The 21,842-nt window shown below is 33.1% G+C and carries 23 protein-coding genes and 3 pseudogenes; 21 read left to right on the forward strand and 5 right to left on the reverse strand.

The annotated features are described in order from the left end of the window. Positions 1 to 174 precede the first annotated feature (174 nt). The 3 genes from GXM17_RS17300 to GXM17_RS17310 all read left to right on the forward strand — a co-directional run bounded on the left by GXM17_RS17300 (position 175) and on the right by GXM17_RS17310 (position 2,585). Positions 175 to 720: a hypothetical protein gene (locus GXM17_RS17300; RefSeq protein WP_244307429.1), complete on the forward strand. Its 546-nt coding sequence runs from the start codon at positions 175 to 177 to the stop codon at positions 718 to 720. Between the two features lie 105 nt (positions 721 to 825). After that, complete coding sequence (locus tag GXM17_RS17305; protein ID WP_163400633.1) at positions 826 to 1,542, forward strand: hypothetical protein; 717 nt, start codon at positions 826 to 828, stop codon at positions 1,540 to 1,542. Between the two features lie 65 nt (positions 1,543 to 1,607). After that, a complete protein-coding gene (locus tag GXM17_RS17310; RefSeq protein WP_163400634.1) occupies positions 1,608 to 2,585 on the forward strand; it encodes a CBS domain-containing protein in 978 nt (325 codons plus the stop codon). A gap of 289 nt (positions 2,586 to 2,874) precedes the next feature. Here GXM17_RS17310 and GXM17_RS17315 read toward each other — a convergent pair whose 3' ends face one another. The 5 genes and pseudogenes from GXM17_RS17315 to GXM17_RS17335 all read right to left on the reverse strand — a co-directional run bounded on the left by GXM17_RS17315 (position 2,875) and on the right by GXM17_RS17335 (position 6,746). Further along, positions 2,875 to 4,125, reverse strand: a complete 1,251-nt coding sequence (locus GXM17_RS17315) for a type II toxin-antitoxin system HipA family toxin (protein ID WP_163400635.1) — start codon at positions 4,123 to 4,125, stop codon at positions 2,875 to 2,877. 88 nt (positions 4,126 to 4,213) lie between these two features. Continuing rightward, positions 4,214 to 4,504, reverse strand: a complete 291-nt coding sequence (locus tag GXM17_RS17320) for a helix-turn-helix domain-containing protein (RefSeq protein ID WP_163400637.1) — start codon at positions 4,502 to 4,504, stop codon at positions 4,214 to 4,216. Positions 4,505 to 4,819: 315 nt separating this feature from the next. Further along, a pseudogene (locus tag GXM17_RS17325) lies at positions 4,820 to 4,995 on the reverse strand (histone H1). A gap of 76 nt (positions 4,996 to 5,071) precedes the next feature. Next, positions 5,072 to 5,905 (reverse strand): helix-turn-helix domain-containing protein, encoded by an 834-nt coding sequence (locus GXM17_RS17330; RefSeq protein ID WP_163400639.1) that lies wholly within the window; start codon positions 5,903 to 5,905, stop codon positions 5,072 to 5,074. Between the two features lie 343 nt (positions 5,906 to 6,248). Next, positions 6,249 to 6,746 carry a hypothetical protein gene (locus GXM17_RS17335; RefSeq protein ID WP_163400645.1) on the reverse strand — a complete coding sequence of 166 codons (498 nt, stop codon included), beginning with the start codon at positions 6,744 to 6,746 and terminating at the stop codon, positions 6,249 to 6,251. A 330-nt stretch (positions 6,747 to 7,076) separates the two neighbouring features. Here GXM17_RS17335 and GXM17_RS17340 point away from each other — a divergent pair, with 330 nt between their 5' ends. The 18 genes and pseudogenes from GXM17_RS17340 to GXM17_RS17415 all read left to right on the forward strand — a co-directional run bounded on the left by GXM17_RS17340 (position 7,077) and on the right by GXM17_RS17415 (position 21,840). After that, the gene (locus tag GXM17_RS17340; RefSeq protein ID WP_163400647.1) at positions 7,077 to 7,766 is read left to right on the forward strand and encodes a hypothetical protein; all 690 of its coding nucleotides are present in this window, start codon (positions 7,077 to 7,079) and stop codon (positions 7,764 to 7,766) included. A gap of 303 nt (positions 7,767 to 8,069) precedes the next feature. Then, positions 8,070 to 8,957 (forward strand): helix-turn-helix domain-containing protein, encoded by an 888-nt coding sequence (locus GXM17_RS17345; RefSeq protein WP_163400649.1) that lies wholly within the window; start codon positions 8,070 to 8,072, stop codon positions 8,955 to 8,957. A gap of 34 nt (positions 8,958 to 8,991) precedes the next feature. After that, positions 8,992 to 10,182 carry a hypothetical protein gene (locus GXM17_RS17350; protein WP_163400651.1) on the forward strand — a complete coding sequence of 397 codons (1,191 nt, stop codon included), beginning with the start codon at positions 8,992 to 8,994 and terminating at the stop codon, positions 10,180 to 10,182. Between the two features lie 96 nt (positions 10,183 to 10,278). Further along, positions 10,279 to 10,476, forward strand: coding sequence for a YqaE/Pmp3 family membrane protein (locus GXM17_RS21955; protein WP_167522128.1), 198 nt, complete (start codon positions 10,279 to 10,281; stop codon positions 10,474 to 10,476). A gap of 261 nt (positions 10,477 to 10,737) precedes the next feature. Next, entirely contained in the window at positions 10,738 to 11,190 is a 453-nt protein-coding gene (locus GXM17_RS17355) for a hypothetical protein (RefSeq protein WP_163400653.1), read from the forward strand. Positions 11,191 to 11,323: 133 nt separating this feature from the next. Continuing rightward, positions 11,324 to 11,662, forward strand: a complete 339-nt coding sequence (locus GXM17_RS17360; RefSeq protein ID WP_163400654.1) for a DUF4134 domain-containing protein — start codon at positions 11,324 to 11,326, stop codon at positions 11,660 to 11,662. A gap of 103 nt (positions 11,663 to 11,765) precedes the next feature. Then, positions 11,766 to 12,080 carry a DUF4133 domain-containing protein gene (locus tag GXM17_RS17365; protein ID WP_163400656.1) on the forward strand — a complete coding sequence of 105 codons (315 nt, stop codon included), beginning with the start codon at positions 11,766 to 11,768 and terminating at the stop codon, positions 12,078 to 12,080. Between the two features lie 33 nt (positions 12,081 to 12,113). After that, positions 12,114 to 14,582, forward strand: a pseudogene (locus tag GXM17_RS17370) (TraG family conjugative transposon ATPase). Between the two features lie 13 nt (positions 14,583 to 14,595). Continuing rightward, positions 14,596 to 15,285, forward strand: a complete 690-nt coding sequence (locus GXM17_RS17375) for a conjugal transfer protein TraI (protein WP_163400658.1) — start codon at positions 14,596 to 14,598, stop codon at positions 15,283 to 15,285. Between the two features lie 14 nt (positions 15,286 to 15,299). After that, positions 15,300 to 15,914 (forward strand): hypothetical protein, encoded by a 615-nt coding sequence (locus tag GXM17_RS17380; protein ID WP_163400660.1) that lies wholly within the window; start codon positions 15,300 to 15,302, stop codon positions 15,912 to 15,914. 11 nt (positions 15,915 to 15,925) lie between these two features. Next, positions 15,926 to 16,564: pseudogene (locus GXM17_RS22035) on the forward strand (TerB family tellurite resistance protein). A 2-nt stretch (positions 16,565 to 16,566) separates the two neighbouring features. Next, positions 16,567 to 17,766 carry a conjugative transposon protein TraJ gene (gene traJ / locus GXM17_RS17390; protein WP_163400661.1) on the forward strand — a complete coding sequence of 400 codons (1,200 nt, stop codon included), beginning with the start codon at positions 16,567 to 16,569 and terminating at the stop codon, positions 17,764 to 17,766. Positions 17,767 to 17,796: 30 nt separating this feature from the next. Then, on the forward strand, positions 17,797 to 18,405 hold the full coding sequence (gene traK, locus GXM17_RS17395) for a conjugative transposon protein TraK (protein ID WP_244307432.1): 609 nt from the start codon (positions 17,797 to 17,799) through the stop codon (positions 18,403 to 18,405). A gap of 5 nt (positions 18,406 to 18,410) precedes the next feature. Further along, the gene (locus GXM17_RS17400) at positions 18,411 to 18,863 is read left to right on the forward strand and encodes a hypothetical protein (RefSeq protein ID WP_163400665.1); all 453 of its coding nucleotides are present in this window, start codon (positions 18,411 to 18,413) and stop codon (positions 18,861 to 18,863) included. A 4-nt stretch (positions 18,864 to 18,867) separates the two neighbouring features. Beyond that, positions 18,868 to 20,160 (forward strand): conjugative transposon protein TraM, encoded by a 1,293-nt coding sequence (gene traM / locus GXM17_RS17405; RefSeq protein WP_163400667.1) that lies wholly within the window; start codon positions 18,868 to 18,870, stop codon positions 20,158 to 20,160. Positions 20,161 to 20,176: 16 nt separating this feature from the next. Next, positions 20,177 to 21,010: a conjugative transposon protein TraN gene (traN, locus tag GXM17_RS17410; RefSeq protein ID WP_163400669.1), complete on the forward strand. Its 834-nt coding sequence runs from the start codon at positions 20,177 to 20,179 to the stop codon at positions 21,008 to 21,010. A 28-nt stretch (positions 21,011 to 21,038) separates the two neighbouring features. Next, positions 21,039 to 21,242: a hypothetical protein gene (locus GXM17_RS21835; protein ID WP_244307433.1), complete on the forward strand. Its 204-nt coding sequence runs from the start codon at positions 21,039 to 21,041 to the stop codon at positions 21,240 to 21,242. Between the two features lie 10 nt (positions 21,243 to 21,252). Beyond that, positions 21,253 to 21,840, forward strand: coding sequence for a hypothetical protein (locus GXM17_RS17415; protein ID WP_244307434.1), 588 nt, complete (start codon positions 21,253 to 21,255; stop codon positions 21,838 to 21,840). Positions 21,841 to 21,842: the final 2 nt, after the last annotated feature.

The following is a 21,842-nucleotide window of genomic DNA, read 5'->3' on the forward strand; positions in this document are numbered from 1 at the left end:
ATTTTTTGAGCTTTTTAAAAGAGCTCAAATATTTTTCAGAATAACTTTTCAACTTACACAGTTAGTGAGACACTACCGAAATTTTGAAAACAGGTATTTATACCTGTTTTTTTTATGTTTTTATAAACTTATTTTACAGAGATTTATAAAAGTAATTTTTATAGTCTTTAAAAGATGCAAAATTATCAAACAAAAACTATGAAGATATTATATCAATTATTTTTAGCTTTTAATTCAACTTGGCTAATAGTTGTCGTTTTTTTAGTTAAAGAAAAATTTAAGTTTGATTTTTTAGACGAATACTCCATTTATTATTCGTGGGCCATTTTTACAGTTATTCCAATTATCTTAACGGCCTTAAGTTTTCTAATTGCAATTACTTTACCCAAGGATATATTAAATGCTAACTCGGTTAATGAAATTGAATTAGCAAATAATAATTTTCTACCAACATATTTAGGGTATTTTTTTGTATCTCTGGGAATAGAAGATATTCCTACTTTGATTGTAGTTTTCGCAATTATATACATTTTTACATTTCTCTCTCAAACACTTTATTTTAATCCTATTTTTTTGCTTTTTGGTTATCATTTCTATTTTATTAAAACTTCTCGAAACGTCAAAATTTTCTTAATTACAAGAAAGCATTTGAAAACACCCGGAGAAAATAGTTTTGAAAAACTAAGAAGAATTAATAACTATACATTTATCGAACTCTAATTAATTTCATATGGCAAATTACATTTTTGGAAAGGTTAAAAGAAAACAGAGCATGTTCGTATTATTGAAACAGAAACTGAAGTTTACAATACTGCCCATTTAGTTTTGAACGGTGTTGATTATAATCCAGCAACTCTAATAGAGAATGAAGAGCTGTATCAACTTAAAAGTTTTTCTAACTCAGAGTATATTTTAGATTTTCTTAGGCATGAGTTAGACACAGTTAATCAAGATCAAATATCAAAAGCAGATTTAAAGAAGCTGTCCTTCATCTGTACCGTACAAGCCAACCTTTATTTTTTCCAAATTATAAATTCAAGTTTTTTTATTAGTAAAAAATGGTTCTCAATTGAGGAATTGACTTTAGAAACTGAAAAACCAATTATTACTATAAATCCTTTTGCGGATGCTATATATGACAAAAATAGTGATATATTATATTTTAAAAAATTACCAGCCGCTCAAAAAATATTTAAGGGAATGGATCAATTATATAAAGAAGCGACAGAGGGTGAGACTCAAACATTCTTGGATAATGACTTTCTAGATGTAAATGTTGCCTTCGTTGCTAAAAATGTTACAGTTCCAAATAGAAAACGCATAGCTTTAGTAAATGAAACATTAAATAATTTATCCAATGATGAAAAACTAGCGATCTATGATTATACGAATGAATATGCGCAAGTAACATTCCAAGATGGTAAATTTAAAATTGAAAGCGATGATGATTTGAAATTTGTTTTATGGGGAATTGAGCAGAGGTTTTACACTACGAATATTGGTGGTGAAAAGAGAGTAGCTAATTCAATAATTAGTATTTAACTACCATCTTTATACAAACAATTAAATTGAGTGTTATCATAGATTTTTAATCAAACAACAAATATATGCCTAAAGATGAATTTCTTGAACTTGTTAAAGAAATCAAGGAAAACGAAAAAGAATTCGAAATTACTCCCAGAGAACTTTTGTATTTTTTCGGCTGTGAAAAAAGAACTTCCGGAAACATTGCTTACATAAATAGATTTCTAAATGATAATCAATTAGAAACTTCTCCCAATTTTGTAAATGGTTGGATGGATGGCAATATAGTCTTAAAGCATAAAAAGAAAGCGACCACAAAAAATGATGTTGACCCAATTCAAAGGATAAAATTACTTCCTTCATCAAACCGAGAACCAATTTCAATCAATCGTGATTCTTCATTAAAAGAGGCTATTACATTAATGATGATGCATAGTTATTCCCAATTACCTGTTTTGAATAGTCCTAGAAATGTTATTGGATATGTTAGCTGGGAAACTATTGGATATGCCGTAGCTAATGGGTGTCAGTCTAAAGACGTAAAAGACTACATAAATAATGATGTAGCATTAGTAAGCTATGAAACACCATTACTAGAGGCAATTTCAACTATAATTGAAAAGGAATTTGTTTTAGTTTATAAGAGTGATAAAACAATTACAGGTATCGTCACTATTGCCGATATAAGTTTTCAATTTTTATCAGTTACTGAGCCATTCATTTTACTTGAGCAAATTGAAAATCACATTAGACAAATTTTGAATAAGAAATTCCTTGTAGCAGATTTGAAAGAACTTTGCAAAATTGGAGAAGTCGAAAGAGATATTGAATTTATTGACGACCTTAACTTCGGAGATTATATTCAAATTGTTGGTAAACAAGAAAATTGGGATAAACTAAATCTCGCAATTGAACGCTCACATTTTATCAAGCAGTTAGATAAAATTCGTCAGATTAGAAATGATGTTATGCACTTTGATCCAGAAGGAATTACTCAAGAACAAAGAGAAGACTTAATTAAAATGGCCAAATTTCTAATGGAACTTCGCAGATTTAATTAATCAACAGCTATTCGAAGTGTTCCATTTTAACGCTATCCAAATTTTTCCGACGTGCAATTTTTTAAAGTTCTTTTAAAGTCAAACCCTTTTAAAGTCTCCGTCTTTAAATAATTGTTTATGCAATTTACCTTTGTTAAGTAGGGTAGAGGAATTTAAAGATTCTTTTGGTGGTTTGTAATACAACTGGCGCTCGTTTGCAACGATTACCAACAATCACATAAGATTCTGACTAATTTATAAATAAGACAAACAATGTGATCTGCGAACTGTTATTGCATTTTAAGGAAGTTTAAAAGCGAAATGCATTATTCATTAATTCCTGTTCAGCTCTTGAAATTCCTATTTCTTTAGCAATAGTTTTCCAAGCGCTTGTTGCCTTAAGAACTTCTTCCATAATAGCTTCCATTTGTTGCTTATTTAAACGGAAATATTCGCCAACGCTTTTTGCTAATTCAAAATCAAGGGCGTTATTATCAGTATCTATGTTTAAAGCCAAACCGTCTTTGTCAATAGAGGGATTAAGATCGTATGCCGGTGATAGTATCCAGCCTTCTTTGGTTAATATGAAACCGTGGTTTCTTAAATGGTCGTCTGTATTGGAAATAGCAATATTGAATATTATTCTGCGCCATAATTGGTGTAAATTTGCTTCGATGTTTGCACCGTAGTTGCTAATAAATTCAGCGATGTCCAAATAACTTGCGTGATTGTCACGAATCGTATCTTCATTATTAGCCGTCATTGTCATGGCAGAAGCAAAATGGATTCTTTCTCCGTTTTCACGGTCAAATCGTTTTGTGAAAAAGGTATTATAATTGCCCATTATTTTTTCTATTCGGCATGGTGCCATTTCTATTCCGGCATTTATTGCCAGTTGATAAGCCAGAAATTCCCATGCAGCTTTATCTGTCGTATCAGTTTTAGAAGGAAATTTAGCAATCCAAAGACTTTTATCTGTGTCTAAAACATTGGCTTTTGGCCTTGCTCCCCCCAATGAGGAACCAGGAGCCATTAAAACGGACAACCATTTTTTTGTCTCATCACTATCATCGTCATTTTCAAAATTGGCTGCCGCATTTTGCAGCTCACGAATCGATGACCAGGGCGGGGTAGAAGCTGTTTTATTATTGTCCAGAAAATCTTCTTCGGGCTTTATCTTAAAACGCAGTGCTCCCATTCGACTTTCATCGTACACTCCTAAAAGAAAATCAATATCGTAGAGTGTTTTAGGTTTTTCATTATTTTCTCTTGCTACCTGGGCTTCTCTGCGTTTCATTAATGTTTTTCCCCAAGTGTCGGGCATACTGTCGAGAAAAATACCAAAGTTTTCTTTTTGGTTTGGGTATTGTGGACCGCCGTACAATTGAATATCAGGATCAAGTATAAATTTTTGTTCAGATTTGAGCCAACTCGTATCGTATTCAAAGCTGAATGCTTTTTTACCTTTGGCTTGTTGTGCGGACAAGACACCAATTATTTTTGGTTCGGGCATTCCTTTCCAATGTGCGTAAACGTATATGTTGGTTTTATTAGTGGACATTTTGGATCATTTAAATTATTTGATGGTTTCAGGAGATTGGCTAACGATGTGTTTTCTTTGCTTAGGGTGCTTGGTTCCTGCAATGAAATTATTTCAGCAGTTCAAGATCCTGTAGTTTTCTTCCTAATTCATCATCTGAAGCTAGTTTAAGAAAATCATCCTGAAGTCCTAATACTCGAAGTACATTAAAATAAGCACCAATAGCAACACCAGGGTTACCTTTTTCTATTTGATATAAAGTAGTCCTAACAATATCTGCTCTTTCTGCTAATTGAACAGCAGTTAGTTTTCTTCTTTTCCTTGCTAATTTTATATTTTCTCCCATCTGTTCTAATATCAGTTGGTGCTTAGGAAAAATGGTTTGTTTTTTGCTACTCATTTTATTTATGTTTATTATTATGTACAAAAATAGCATTTATGTTCATAATAACATACATTATGTGTATTTAGTTTCATTAGTAATATCATTTTAAGTAGGAATAGCAGCTAGTATTTCAAGTATTCTTTTATTATCAATTATATCTTCATACTTTATTTACTCTTATTATATGATGTCAATTTTTGTATTGTTTTATCAATAATAAAAAATGCGGCAATACCTTAATAGTATCACCGCATTTTGCATTTATTATATTGGCTATTAAAAAAAGATACTTCTCAATTTAAACAGCTTTCGCTTTCCTATAAGATCTGGCTATTTTTTTGATTCCGCAATAGAAACTTTTCTAAACTCCTTTAAAAGTTTTTCAATTTCTAAAGAAGATTTACGGGCTCTTGCTCCTGCTGCTTTCACACCTTTTTCGGATAGTGATTCAGCTTCTGTTTAAATGTTTCGATTTCAGCGTTGATTTTTGCGATTAGATCTTTCATGGTTATTGCTATTTTAAAATTACCATCCAAATGTAAATGTTTATCGCAAATATTGAAAACACTTTTCAAAAAATAATCAAAGTTGTTCTTTTCGGATCTGCCTGATGAAAAAACTAGGCGGCATTCCGGTCTTTGCTAAAAAAGCATTGGTGAACCTCTGCGTGCTGCTAAAACCTGCTTCTTCTGCCAAAGCAGTATATGTGTAATTGCTAAATTTTCTTTCAGTATAAAGAAGTGTAGTGATGTAATCAATGCAAATTTCATTTATATAATCTGTAAAGCCCTTCTCTCTGTAATGACTTATGATGCTGGATAAATACTTTGGATTTGACTTTAAGGCAGCCGCAAGTGTTACTAAAGTCCAGTCCCTTTCAAGAAATTTTTTATCTTTTTCAAATTTTTCAAGCTGTTTTAAAACAGCTGAAACTGTATCGGGGTTGATATTAAGAATTTGTGGTTTTTCAGGTATAGCAGTTGGGGTATTTTTAGCATTTACGAACTGAGCTTTTTGCTTCTTGTAGTTGTTTTTGTAACGATTTCTGTTTTTGGTATAGCGATATGCAAACCAAGTTGCAACGATAAGGATAATTGAACTTATACTTATCATAATGATTGTATAATATTTCTGTCTAAGAGTTTTGTTATCTATTTTTTCTTTTTCAGCAAGAAGTTTTTCTGTGCTGTATTCTTTGTGTATTCCTATCAAATATTTGTAAGTGTCATCCAGTACGGCATCTACTTTAAGAAGCTGATTAATATAATACAATTGTGTTTTATAATCATTTTTATCTTTATAATATTTTATTAAAAGCTCATACATCTCCCTGAGATCGGGGCGTAAATAATTTTTATTGTTAAAGGTCTGATCAACTTTTACAAAATACGGAAGTGCCAAATTAATCTTTTTCATGGCCCAATAACTTTTTCCTATATAAAAGTGGCTGATCGATTCAATTGCAAAATTCTTGCTTTTTCGGATACTATCCAGTGATTGTTTAATTTTTGATATGGATAGGCTATATTTTTGCTTAAAGAAATCATTTATACCATCCGAGTTTATAAAATAAGGTTCCATTTCTGGAATTTTTAGTCTTTTGCATTCTGAAAGTCCCCTGATGTTCGTTTTTGAGCACAACTCGTAGTTACCGGTTCTATTGTAACAAAGGCCTAAAGAGTGAAGTGTATTTATATATGCTCTGGGATTTTCATTTTTAAAATAATCTAAACAGTCACGAAATAATGAAGTTGCCTCATCATAAAAACCAAGGTAAAATTTGATTTGGGGCCATCTGATGTTTTACTTTATAGATGAGATATTTATCACCGGATTTAGATATGTAATTGTTTGCAATACTATAGTTGTCAGACGCGAGGTCATATTGTTTACGTCCATAAAAAGCAATTCCTTTCGATAGATATGCTGACCCAATAAGTCCATTATCATTTGACTTTTTGGCTGCATAAATCATGCTGTCTGCATATACCAATTTTAATTTTTCAGGAGATTGATGTAAAAAATTCTGGTAAGCATGTACAACTTCTTTCCAGTTTTTTTCATTTTTAGATTTATGGAGATAGGCAAGCAGGTAAATGGCTGCCATTTTATTGTCGTCCCTAAATTCATAAATTTTATCATCTAAATAGGTGTAATTTTTCTTTGCTAAAGAATCTGGAACTTTAAAAGTATTTTTTTGCGGAATTCCAAAGTAAGGAACGCATAAGCACATAACAAAAATTAATTGCAGTTTCATAGGTTAATATTTTTTGGGTAAATCTTTTTTGATAGATTGATCCTGAAAAAAAAATTCTTATCTGAGAGGATAATCTTATAAAAGATTAAATCAAAAATAAGATAAACAATTGGTTTTTAATGATTTATATTGTTAAAACTATGGAATTCTGTGTATTCCATAGTTTCAATACTCGCAATCCATACAAATTGTGTTGCAGGACGGTTTGCATAGAAATAGATTTGCTTCGAATTCAATAGCAAAATGTTCAGCATGGTGCTGAATAAAAGTTCTGCTTATCCGGATGAAATGAACTGAGAAGCGATTCTCATTCACATTCAAAATTAAAACATGAAAAATTTTGTATTATGTATTGTAGCCCTTTTTTTAGTATTCGCTTGTTCGCCTGATGAAGATGTAAGGCCTGAAGAAAATAACAAGCAAAGTTCGACATTGATGAGTGAATCCTCAATTGCGCAAAACCTGGCAAATCCCTATGAACAAACAGGTATAGACTATTATAATCAGCTGAATTTATACACTAAGAGTCATGGATATCCTAACTCTGTACAGCAATTGACAGATCAAATGCTTTATCTTTCAAATAATTCAAGGAAAGATACTAAGTTTAGTAAAAGTGCTATCACTATTACCCCTGAAATGATAGCATTAATATTAGCTGAACCCGAAGTTAAACTTGCTGAACTCATTGAGAATTCTTCCCTTAGTTTAGAAGTAAAAAGTAACTTAAATGGATTTGTTTCCGACCTGATTGAACAGCAAGAAGATGATTATGATGAGGTTTGCAGTTTTATAATTTCTTATGAAACAAGCGTGATTGAGAATATACTGTTACAAGAAGATGAAAAAGATACCATTCTAAAGGTTGCTTCTATTTCCAGATATTCATTGTATGCCGAGGCACGTCGCAGGGACAGGGACTGGGAAACCGCTATTACCACAAAGCCAACTAAACCGCTTTTTGATGGTGATGAGATTACCATAATTGCCCTCGCGGTACTTTTTAATACACTTCAATAATAACTTTTTATTAATAAGGTATTGTCAAATGAAACTTAGAACCGTTTTATCTTATTTCTAATCATGGTTAATGGTTAATTTGTTCAGTCTCTATTTCATCATAGCTAAAAAGAGCTATGATGAAATAGGAGGCTATTTTAAAATGGCGAAAGGAAAGTGAAGTCTGTTTAGAGAATTTCATACTTGCTCTATATTACAACTTTATTAAATCTCTATTTCTTGTATTATATAATTAGAAATTCTTTTAAGAACGAATTATATCAGTCCGGTTTTTATTCTTTTCCACCTTTATACTTAAAGATCATGATGAAAGATCTGTTAAATATTGAATTAAAGGGGTTGCCAATTGAAGGTTTGGATATTCATATTATTAAAAAGTATGTAGTCAAAACTCCTTCTGATCAATCTTTTAACGTTAAGAATTTATCTATTTTGTTAATTAAAGCAGGCAGGTTTAAGATTCAGTTACAAGAAGCCGTTCAGGATTTGTATCCCCGTGACATAATTGTCATCCCAAAGAATTCATTCTGTACTTTACTGGAGGTGCAGGATAAACTACAATTTTTTTTGATCACTTTCTCATCAGAGTTTGCGATAGAGAATTGCCTAAACAAGAAGCTGTTAGATTCCTTTTATTTTTTCATCATAAAGGAATCATTGAAAATTACTTTGGATGAAAAGGAATTTCTTGTCCTTTCACTTATTTATAAGCTTATTTATTTTTTGAGTAAAGATGATAAACTAAGTCGTTTTGATTACGACCTGCAACGCATCAGCTTTAGTCTGTTCTTATATGAATTGAAGTTTATTTATGCCAAACATGATACAATGGCAGCATTAAATTTTTCCAGAAGAGAAAGTCTTGCAATGGGGTTTCTAACAGTTTTGTCCATCCATTGCAGAAAACAGCACCACGTGAAATTTTATGCAGGAACTTTATCTGTGACTCCCGCACACTTGAGCAAAATTGTTAAGTCAATTACAGGAAAACCAGCTAAAATTTTAATAATAGAAGCAATAATAATAGAAGCCAAAAATCTGCTGGATAATTCCCAATTATCAATTTTGGATATTGTAGAAGAATTAGAATTTGACTCCCTGTCAAGTTTTAGCAGTTTTTTTAAAAAATACACTTTCTTTTCTCCATCTGAATATCGTTCGAATGCTATCGAGAGGTTTAAGAGTCGTTAGTTTTCGCTGTATCAACTACAATTAAAACAATAAAATGATGAATAATAAATATCCTTTAGAATGGCTGGATTCGTTGATATTGCAGCATTTTAATCCTCGCAAAGCAGATATGAAAATTTTATCAGAAACTGATCTGAGGCTTATCGCAGAAACTGTTTTGAAAGAATCGAACAGAATTCAGGTTCGCATTAAAAATGAAATTTTTTCATTAAGAAAGAAGAGGCAGATCCGTCTGCAGATTAGGAAGTATCATTCGACTTTAATATTTCTTCTTGATAAGATTGTGGAGCACAATAAAAGTAAAGAATTCAAGATTCCGGGTTTGTCTAAAATTGCCGAACTTATTATCCGAATTCTTGATGAATTGCTGTCATTTATTGAAAACAGATTTTCAATGTATTTAAGCCTTGATGAAAGAGTGCCAATAACTTATTTGGCGGTTTCCAGAAATGAATTGCAATTTAAGCTTAAGAAACTAAAATCAATGGAACTAAATTCAGAACAAGATAAAATTACGTTAGGAATTATCGTTAATAAATTGTCAAACGCAAACACTATAAAGACCAACTATAAAGTTACTTTTAGACAGATTGTCTATGAAAGAGCTCTTTTAAAAAACCTGGAGCAGATGGATAATCTGGAAGTAAACGCAACTATTTTTTCGATATTGGATACCGTGTTAATTGCTATGAACTTCAATAGCCCGGATTATATCCATATTCTAATTAATCGTTTCTTTAATCAGTTAAATAAAATTGAAACTCCCTCTCAAAAGTTATCGGAAATATTACTTTACTTCAAAGAATATAGCCAGTTAAACCTAAATGAAAAAATAACTTTTGATGCAAGTCAGCAAAACATAAAAACGGTACTGGATAATTGGTTTAAACATGAGATCGCTTATTTGGAAAGACAAATGGAATTAACAGGAAATCCGAATATAAAATCCGTGATAAAAAATGATAACCCGGAAAATAAACTGCAATGCGATTTATCTGCAGATCAAATTGGATTAATACTAAGAGCGGCGGACGAAGCAAGAATAGTAAAATCCCGATCAATGAGTTTGGTTTTTAAAACCATTGTACCTTATTTGTCGACAGCTTTTAAAAGCGAATTATCGTACCAGTCAGTTCGAAGCAAATCCTACAATGCTGAGGAAATTGACAAGAATGTGGCTATTAAGACTCTGGAGAAGATTATCAAAAAAATTGAGTCCTACTAGGTAGGGAAGTATTAAGTATTAAATTTGAACAGATCAAAACTCATATTTTTACGAATTTTAGAATACAAAATTTCAATTATAAATCAATATATCATGATGACATTAATCGCAATATTTTTTCCGTGTATTTCTTTTCTTTTGAGAGGGAAGATCTTCACTTGTATCATCTGTTTAATTTTGCAGATAACACTTATCGGCTGGATTCCTGCCGCTATCTGGGCAGTTCTGTCTTTACAAAATTCAAGAGCAGATAAACGCAATTCGAAATTAATAAAAGCCATGAGAAACAGGTAAAATATTTTGTTTCCCATTAATAATACAGCCTCTGAAAGCATATCATTGCTTTAAGAGGCTTTTCATATAATATTGATTTATTTTATTATGTCGCTTTCCTCTTTGAATTTATAACCTAATATTTTGGGGTACAAAAGGGTACAACAAAAAGTTGTACTTGTAGAAAATGCATTCTAATCGTTTCTTTGACCTGTAAATAAATCACAAGTTCAAATGATTTATTTAACAGTAGATGAAGTTTAACGATTAATGAAGATGATTATGCTATCAACAATTTCATGGAGTGATTACACCATTACAGTTTTAATATTGCTTTTAGTCTGGTATATTTATTTGATATTCAGATTTTATTCTTCCCAAATTAAAGATTTTATAAACGGGAAAAGAAAGATTGACTTTTCGAAAAAAAGAGGAAATTCAAATTCTTTACAAGACCATTTATTCTCTGAGTTTGCAGCACCTTTTGATACTTTGGATGATGCCAAAGAATTATCAGAAAAGCTGATAAATGCAATTGAAGAAAGTGCAGAAAGAAATTTATCTCAAAATGAATTTCAAAATTATATCATATTTATACTTAATGAATATCCGTATGTAAAGATCTCTGCTTTACGTGAAAAGATAAATCAATTAGCAGTCTCTGAATGTAAAAAACATCCTCAGTTGGTTTTAACTTATGAGCTGGTGGATTCACTGTGGGAAGAGACTATTTAATAAAATAGAGTGGAGGAATGCTTCCCTGTTCTGTCTGGTGCGGTATGGCTTTATGTGACAGGAAATAGAGTTGTAACAGCGAAATTCCTCTGCTTTATTTTCAAATGAAATAAATCTTTAAAATTAATGTGTGATGAAAAAATGTAATTGGAGGTTAAAGGATTTAAATAAGAAAAAGGTGCTGTCTTACGGTATTTTGGTTTTGTTGCTAGTCTATCAATTTAAGGTTTATGGACAAGATGGTGTAGCCGGAATCAATGAAGCGAACCAGAAGGTCAGGAGTTATTTTGATGCCGGCACAGAACTCATGTATGCTGTTGGAGCCTTGCTCGGATTAATTGGTGCCGTGAAGGTTTATCAGAAATGGAATGCCGGTGATCCTGATACGGGAAAAGTGGCGGCAGCCTGGTTTGGAAGCTGTGTTTTTTTGGTGGTGGTTGCTACTGTAATCAAATCATTCTTTGGAGTTTGACGCCTTATTTTAATTAAAGTATAAGTTTTAATAAATGTCACAAAGTACTGTTGTTTAATATTTTAATAATAAACAACAGTTTTTGTTTATAGTAGTTAATTACATGAGCAACAGTGTATATCAAATCAACAAAGGAATCAATCAGAGCATTGAATTTAAAGGTTTAAAGGCTCAATATATTTGGTACCTGGGTGGGGGAGTAGTGGGCTTAATGATCTTGTTTGCTATTCTTTATATTATTGGAATTCCTTCAATTTTCTGTGTAGGTTTTATTGGGATTTCTGGTGCATTATTAGTTTTCAAAATTTATAAAATGAGTAATCAGTATGGAGAATATGGAATGATGAAAGCGTTGGCCAAAAAACAAATTCCAAAACATATTAAAGTGTACAGCAGAAAAATATTCGCAGAGATATAGCTATTAGACGTTAATGATGAAAATGAAAGAAAGATGGAGAAAAGGATGGATGACGTTTTACCAATTATGGCTGTAGAGCATGATTGTATTTTATCAAAACAAGGGGATATAACAGTAGTTTTTAAAGTTGAGCTTCCTGAGATTTTTACACTGTCTGATCAGGAATATGAGGCTTTTCATCAATCATGGATAAAGGCCATTAAGATACTTCCAAAGTTCTGCGTGTTTCATAAACAGGATTGGTTTTTACAGAGCAGTTATCAGGCAGATTTCACAAGTGATGACAGTAGCTTTCTAACCAGGAGCAGCGAAAGGTTTTTCAATGAAAGACCCTTTTTGAATCATTCATGTTATATCATGCTTACTAAAAAGCCGATAGGACGAAAAAATTCAGGTTCCTTATTTTCTAATTTGATTAGAAGTACTATAGTTCCCGAGGAAACTTTGAAAGCACAAATGCTTCAGGATTTTATTGACAGTGCAAGTCAGTTTAAGAGGATTATGGAAGATAGTGGTTTTCTCAAACTTCAAAGGCTAGGGAATAATGAACTCAAAAGCCAAAGTCGAAAAATAGGACTGGTCGAGAAGTACTGCTTTTTATCCGACAAAGAAAACTCATTTGAGTACAACAATGTGAAATTTGAAAATGGACTGCAGGTCGGGGATAAGCATTGTCAACTATTCACATTAGGTGATGCAGCAGATTTACCGGCTTTGTGTGGATCAAGAATCAATTATGACCGTTATTCTACTGATAAGACAAAATTCAGTATCGGATTTGCCTCTACACTCGGACAGCTTTTATCCTGCAATCACATTTATAATCAGTATCTGTTTATTGAAGATGTGCAAAAAACGATTCAGAAGCTGGAGAGTAAAAGGCTTCGGTTACAATCGCTATCAGCCTATAGCCGGGAAAATATGATCGCCCGCGATGCCACAAATGATTTTTTAAATGAGGCTATTTCACAACAGAGATTACCGGTCAAAGCCCATTTTAATGTACTGGCCTGGACAAGCGACCAAGATGAGCTCAAGGAAATCAAAAATAAGGTCTCTTCAGCATTGGCTCAGATGGATTCCGCAGCGAAACAAGAGACGGTTGGAGCAGCTCAGATTTATTGAGCTGGAATGCCCGGCAATGAAGCAGATTTTCCAATGAACGATACTTTTGACACGTTTACAGAGCAGGCGGTTTGTTTTCTAAATATGGAAACGGGATACAAATCCTCACTCAGTCCGATGGGAATTCGGTTAGGGGATAGGCTTACTGGTAAACCTGTACATGTAGATATCAGTGATGAGCCTGTTAAAATGGGAATTTGTACCAATCGCAACAAATTTATATTGGGACCTTCCGGAAGCGGAAAATCATTTTTTACCAATCATATGGTCAGGAGTTATTATGAACAGGGAACACATGTCGTACTTGTAGATGTTGGCCACAGCTACAAAGGTCTGTGTGACATGGTAAAGGGATATTACTTTACCTATGATGAAAAGAATCCAATACGTTTCAATCCGTTTTACATTGGAGAAGGGGATAGCCTGGATACAGAAAAGAAGGAAAGTATAAAGACTTTGCTGCTCGCTCTCTGGAAAAAGGATGACGAAACATTTAACCGAAGTGAATATGTTGCATTGTCAAATTCATTGCAGTTGTATTATGAAAAAATGGCTATTAATCAGGGTATTTTTCCCTGTTTTAACAGCTTTTATGAATTTCTGAAGGATGACTTTGTTCCAATTTTACAAGGTGATAACGTGAAGGAGAAAGATTTTGATGTCAATAATTTTCTGTACGTTCTTAGACCTTACTACAAAGGCGGGGAATTTGATTATCTGCTCAACGCTACCGAAAACCTTGAACTTTTAAAAGAACGTTTTATTGTTTTTGAACTGGATAATATCAAGGATCATCCAATACTATTTCCGGTGGTGACCATTATCATAATGGAGGTTTTTATCAGCAAGATGAGAAAACTTAAAGGGATCCGTAAAATGATTTTGATCGAAGAAGCCTGGAAAGCAATTGCAAAAGAAGGAATGGCCGAATATATCAAGTATCTTTTTAAGACGGTAAGGAAGTTTTTTGGAGAAGCAATTGTTGTCACCCAGGAAGTGGAAGATATAATTTCGTCCCCAGTTGTCAAACAGGCTATTATTAATAATAGTGACTGTAAAATTCTCCTTGATCAAAGCAAGTATCAAAACAAATTCGATCAGATTCAGGAGTTATTAGGACTGACAGAAAAAGAGAAGGCATTGGTACTTTCTGTCAACAGGGCAAATGATCCTGATAAAAAATATAAGGAAGTATTTATTTCACTGGGAGGGATGTCTTCAAAGGTGTACAGAACTGAAGTTTCGATGGAAGAATATTTAGCTTACACAACCGAAGAAAGTGAAAAGGTAAAGGTTAATGCTTATGCCAAAAAATTTGACGGCGATATAAAAAAAGGGATAGCAGCATTGGCTTTAGATATGAGAAACGGGAATTAAATGAAGAGGAATAATGAAAGCAAAAACAAAAGTAATAGCATCTATGATATGTTTACTATTAGTTAGTACACCAGCCAGGCCGGCAAATACTGAAGCGGTTCTTCCAATTTTGGAAATTGTGAAGTTTGTTACCAAAAAAGTAATCAAGGCAATTGATCTTCGGATTCAGCGATTGCAGAACAAAACAATCTGGCTTCAAAACGCACAAAAGAAAATTGAGAATATTTTGTCTAAACTAAAGCTGGATGAAATTTCAGAATGGACAAAAAAGCAACGGGATCTTTATAAAGATTACTACGAGGAGTTGATGAAGGTAAAATCAATTATAACGTATTATCAGCGGATAAAAGATATAACAAAGAAGCAGACAAGACTTATTGAAGAGTACGAAAGGGCGTGGAATCTCATTAAGCAGGATAAACATTTCACCACGGCTGAACTTGATTATATGGAAAAAGTATATTCAGGAATTCTGGAAGAAAGCGTAAAAAATATAGATCAGATTTTCTTAGTTCTGGATTCCTTTACAACCCAAATGACAGATCTTAAAAGACTTGAAATTATTAACGAAGCTGCTGATCAGGTTGATGCTAATTATGATGATCTGACTCTTTTTAATAAACAGAATGTGATGCTAAGCCTACAAAGAGCCAAAACTTCCAATGATGCAAATAAGGTGAAACAATTTTACGGAATTCCGTAATTAATACAATTATTATGAAAAAGATTGTTTTGTTGTTTTTGCTATGCTGCCTTGCAAATTACCAGATGCAGGCCCAGGCAAAATGGCGCAAGGAACTGCTCCTGCAGATTGCTGCACTTAAGGTTTATATTGAATATGCCCAAAAAGGATATAGTACCGTAAAAAAAGGTCTCAATTTTATTGGGGATCTTAAAAAAGGAGAATTGAATCTTCACAGTGATTATTTTACTTCTTTGAGAAAAATTAATCCAAAGATTAAGAAATACTATAAAGTAGCCGGGATTATTTCACTACAGCTCAACATCATCAAAATCTCCAATAATACTTTTAAGGAACTTAGAAAGGATGATTTGTTTCATGGTGATGAAATAGATTATATAGAAAAATCATTTGACAGGCTCTTTGATAACTGCAATAGAACCTTAGATGAGCTATTAACGGTTACAACAGACAGTAAGTTTGAAATGAAAGATGATGAACGTATAAAGCGTATTGATATCCTTTATAAAATGATGATGGACGATTTTGTATTCTGCCGAACTTTCAGCAATGAATCAAAAATACTAATGATCAATAGAGCTAAGGAAAAAAGTGATGTTAAATCGAATCACTTGTTATGTGGACTTTAAAACGAGTAGCGATGAGGAACATAATAATCCCATTAACAATTATAATATTAATGTTATTTCCAAACAAAGGAAACTCCCAGTCACAGGAAATCCAGCAACTGATACTCAATATTGAAAAGCTTGCTCAGTTCAAACAAATATTGAGCGACATGAAAAAGGGCTACGAAATTTTATCGGGTGGTTATAAAGTTGCTAAAGATATGTCTCAAGGGAACTTCACACTTCATAAGACATTTTTGGATGCGCTAATGCAGGTCAGCCCAGTTGTGAGGAATTATAAACGGGTAGGTGATATTGCCAATTTTTAAATTGTTTTGGTCAGGGAAAGTAAAACTGCACTTAATCGCTTTGCCGGTAGCAATAGTTTTACAGAAAAAGAACTCAGATACTTTGAGAATGTATATGACAATTTATTAAACCAGAGCATTCGAAACCTTGATGAGCTCCTCACCATAGTTACTGCAGATAAGCTTAGGATGTCTGATGATGAGCGATTGGAGGCAATCGATAAGATTTATTTCGATATGCAGGAAAAACTTTTGTTTCTGCGAAATTTTAATTCTTCATCCAACATTCTGGCACTTCAAAGGGCTAAAGAGAGTAAAGATACAGATGCCACAAAAAGACTATATGAATTAAAAGACCAATAGTTATGAGCACTTTTAAATTAAACAAAACGGTTATTTTCATAATCGCCTCATTTCTGCTGCCTTTTAGGATTTTGGCTCAGAGTTCAGATGCCCAAAGCCTGCATGGCATATTGGAACAGCTTTATGATGAGATGATGCCATTATGCAGTAATTTAATTGCGGTGGGACAGGGAATAGCAGGATTTGCAACAATCTGGTATATAGCCTCACGTGTCTGGAGGCATATTGCCAATGCAGAACCCATAGATTTTTATCCATTATTCCGACCTTTTGTTATCGGCTTTTGTATTATGATTTTCCCATCAGTCCTTTTTATGATCAATGCCATAATGAAACCAACTGTTAACGCTACTGCTGCTATGGTGGAAGGTTCAAATAAAGCAATTGAAGTACTTTTAAAAGAAAAAGAAAAAGCCATCAAAGAAACCAATCCATGGAAAATGTATGTAGGGGTTACCGGAGCCGGAGATCGGGATCAGTGGTATAAGTACACACATGAAGGAGCTGATTCTGGCAGTGAAGGCATGCTGGAAGGGATTGGAAACGATGTAAAGTTTGCTAAGGAAAAAGCATCGTATAATTTTCGGAATTCTGTAAAGGAATGGATGAGCGAAGTATTAAGAGTACTTTTTGAAGCTGCGTCACTATGTATCGATACGCTTCGGACATTCCAACTTGTAGTGCTATCTGTTCTTGGACCTCTTGTTTTCGGAATCGCTGTTTTTGATGGATTTCAGCATACGCTAACCATATGGCTGGCGCGGTATATCAATATTTATCTGTGGCTTCCGGTAGCCAATATTTTTGGAAGCCTAATTGGTAAGATTCAGGAACTGATGCTTAAGCTGGATATAGCACAGGTAAATAGTAACGGTGATACATTTTTCAGCAGAACAGATATGGCTTATCTCATTTTTATGATCATCGGGATTGTTGGATACTTTACCGTTCCTTCAGTAGCGAATTATATAGTTCATGCCGCAGGAGGAGGGGCTTTAGGTCAGAAGGTTACCAGTCTATTTGGAAATACAACCAATATGGTCGTTAGCAGTACATCACAAGGAGCCGGAATGGTTCTCGATTCGATGGGTAATGCAGCAGGCAGAATGTCACAGAGCATGTCTTCGTCTTCAGGGAACTCCCCTTATTTTGAGGAAAAAGGAAATTATATGAGCGATAGGCTTAAAGGAAATTCAAAGTAATCTTAAAAAATATCCCAGATGTTTACTAAAATGAAAAATATTGATACTGCCTTTCGGTATGTTAGAGGCTTTACCATGCTGATAATCGTAGGATGCATCATAATATGCTGCTACACGCTGTATAGCAGTTTTGCAACCGTAGTTTCGATGCAGGACAGAGTTTACATACTGGCAAATGGAAAAGCTCTGGAAGCCTATTCTTCAGACCGAAAGGATAATGTACCCGTGGAAGCCAGGGACCATGTAAAAACATTTCATGTCTATTTCTTTACTCTGGATCCGGATGAAAAGGTTATAAAAGCAAATATAACCAAGGCACTTTATCTGGCAGATGACAGCGCAAAACGAACTTATGATGACTTAAAAGAGAATGGATATTACACGGGAATTATTTCAGGAAATATAAGCCAGACTATCAGTATTGACAGTATTCAGGTTGATGTCAATGAATATCCATATTCTTTTAAATGTTTTGCCAGGCAGAAAATTATTCGAAGCACCAGCATCGTAAACAGAAGCCTACATACAGAAGGCACTCTGCGAAATGTTTCCCGAAGCGATAATAACCCACATGGATTTTTAATTGAGCGCTGGAATACTTTGGAAAATAAAGATTTAAGTATAGAGAATCGAAAGTAAAAAGTATGAAGCCTTTATTTAAAAAACAAAAACAAAATCAGATAAGCAATAAATATTGGTTGATGGCTCAGGATAAATGGGCAAAAAAGATGAGCGCATTAGCTTCGGGATTATCCAGAGAAAAACTGATTTTCTTATTAATCGGTTTTGTCATTTTTACTGGAAGCATCAGTATTTGTATTGTGTGGAACGGATTTAACGAAGGAATTTCTCAAAAGATAAATATTCTTCCAATTGCTATGCCAGCTAATGTAAATAAGGAATTCAAGACTGCTAAAACAGCTTCTGTTTCATTTCAGGAATATAAAAGAATCTTACGATTTAGATTCTATTTAGACAGTCTTGCTTCAAGTTCATCAGGAAGAAAAATGTATAACAGTATTCAGATTTTTCGTCCTGGACTTTTAGATAGTCTTGTTTTTATTGAAAATTATTATAAATCAAATGTTAAAGATTAATGTCATGGAGAAAAAAACAATTTCATTAAAAGAATTAAAAAAAAGAAAAATGCTTTTGGTGCTGCCTATTCTGGCTCTTCCGTTTATAACAATGCTTTTTTGGAGTCTTGGAGGAGGTAAAAATACGATTTCAGATATCATAGTGGATAAGAAAAAGGGATTTAATAGTGATCTGCCAAATCCAAAATTTAAAGAAGACAGCACATTTGATAAAATGAGCTATTATGATCAGGCCGCAGTGGATTCCATTAAACTTCTGGAACAAATAAAAAAAGACCCAAATTATTCAAACGAGGTATTTCTTGAAGATTCTTTACAAATTAGAGAATCGAAATTTGGAGATCAAAGCTTCAGAAGTAATAAAATTGGTTCCCTCAATACAGTTTCCTATCAAGACGCTAATGAACAAATAGTATATAAGAAATTAAAAGTCCTTCAACAGGCATTAAATAAGCCTGTATCTGTTACTGATAAAGATCAAGATTTGAGAGAATTTCAAAATTACGGAGCAACAGATGAAGAATCTCCAGAGATTAAGAATCTCGAGAATATAATGTCCGCAATGAATGAAACTCCTGAACCAGATCCGGAATTAAAACAGTTAGGAGGGATGCTCGAAAATATATTGGATATTCAGCATCCTGAACGAATGCAGGAGAAATTAAGGCAGTCTTTAGAAAGTAAAAAAGCGAACAGCCATAAGGTTGATCTAAAAACCAAAGAAAATAACATTACTTCTCTTGGACAGTTTACTGCCGAACAAAAAAACACTTCTAATCTAAATGCCTTTTATTCTTTAGATGAAACGGATATTTTGAATAACCAGCAGAATTCTATTGAGGCTGTGATTCATGAAACACAAACCATTGTAGATGGTTCAACGATAAAACTACGTTTAACCAATGATGTTTTTATTAATGGAATACTGATTCCGAAAAACAGCTTCTTATTTGGAATTGCAGCGTTAAAAGGGGAGAGGCTTGAGGTTAAAATAAATAATGTCAAATATGGCAGTTCTATTTATCCTGTTGATCTTTCTGTTTATGATATTGATGGAATAAACGGCATTTACATCCCTGGAACAATAAACAGAGATGTTGCCAAGGAATCTGCAGAACGTTCTATCCAGACTCTGGGACTAGCCAGTTTAAACGATTCTTGGGGAGCCAAGGCTGCAGGCATGGGTGTAGAGGCAGCCAAAAGTCTTATGAGTAAAAAAGTTAAGCTTATAAAAGTTGTTGTCAAGGCCGGATATCAGGTGCTTCTTTACGATGAAAAACAAAAGAATTCTAAATAATATAAAAACATTAAAAATGAAAAATAATAAGTTATGGTTTTTAGTTTGTCTATTTCAGATGGGATTTTATACATCGGCTCAGGTAATTAGTAAAGAATCTGGGGTCACAAATATGCAGATAGGATATTCTAAAACTACAAGCATCGTTTTTCCTTATCCCATTAAGAGCATAGATAAAGGAAGTCAGGAAGTTTTAATCCAAAAGGCAAAAGGTTCTGAAAACATTCTACTGGTTAAAGCAGCACAGAAGAATTTTGTTCAGACCAATATCACTGTAGTAACAACAGATGGAAAGTTATTTGGGTTTGTTTTAAATTATGATGAGCAGTGCCCTGATTTAAATTTAATTGCTGAAAACTCGATAGCACTTAATCAGGAAATTCTGTTTTCCATGGAAAATGAAAATCAGAAGAAAATAGAGCATTATGCTGATTTATCACTCACCAAACAAAAAAAGGTAAACGGTCTAACCAAATCAAAGTACGATATTAAACTTCAGCTTACTGGCATATTCATCCATCAGGATGTGATGTATTTCAGGTTAACCCTTGCAAATAAATCGAAAATAAATTTTGACATCGATCAGTTTCGTTTTTTTATACGCGATCAGAAAAAATCAAAAAGAACAGCTTCCCAGGAAATTGAAATTCTGCCAATATTCTGTAATTCCAAAATATCAACTGTTTATGATAAATCTGAAGTAATGGTTGTATATGCTATATCCAAATTTACAATTCCGGAGAAAAAATACCTGACTATACAGCTAATTGAGAGAAATGGAGGAAGACAAATCGAACTGAATATTAAGAATCATGATCTAAATAATTTGGAAATATTGAATAGTCTTTAAGTGAGTAGTAACATTAAAATTAAATATTATGAATCAGAAAAATTTGGAATTTTTAAAAGACCAGCTGAAATATACAGGCTTTGGTGAAACGTTCGATACAGTACTAAGAGAAAGTATTCAGAAAGGACAAAAGGAATTTAAAATCGAACATAGCGGTGTCTATAATAAGGATACTATGTCAGTTGAATTAAATTTTAAAAAGTCAGACCAGACCGATATGTATTTTTTTTAATTCTTATCATGTGAATCTAAAAAAAGAAGATTCAAAAGAGGCATTACAACAGACATTTTACATTAATAAAGATAGTAATATCACTTTAAAAGAAGCTTATAATTTAATGGAAGGGAGTTCTGTAAATAAAGACCTCAAAACTAAAGAAGGAGAGGATTACAATGCCTGGCTAAAAATGGACTTTAAGGTAGCTGATGACAATGGTAATTTTAAAATTAATCATTACCATCAAAATTACGGTTACGATCTTGAGGCTAGTCTTGCTAAGCATTCCATTAAAGAATTGGCAACTCCTTCCTATAAAGAGGATTTAATGAACTCTCTAAAAAAGGGAAATCTGCAATCAGTGACATTTGTTGTCAATGGTGTTGAGACAAAACATTTTGTTGAAGCTAATCCTCAATATAAAACGCTTAACGTTTATGATGGAAATATGCAGAGAATCAATCATCGTGAAAGTAAAGAACAAAAGAAGGTTGAAGATGAAGGAAAAACTCAAGGAAAAGAAGTCAAAGAGAAACAAAATTCTGCCTCTGAAAAGTTAGATGAAGATGAGAAAAAAAAATCAACAAGAAAAAGTAAGGCTAAATCTCCGTAATA

The organism is Flavobacterium fluviatile (assembly GCF_010645065.1).
Classification (GTDB): Bacteria; Bacteroidota; Bacteroidia; order Flavobacteriales; family Flavobacteriaceae; genus Flavobacterium; species Flavobacterium fluviatile.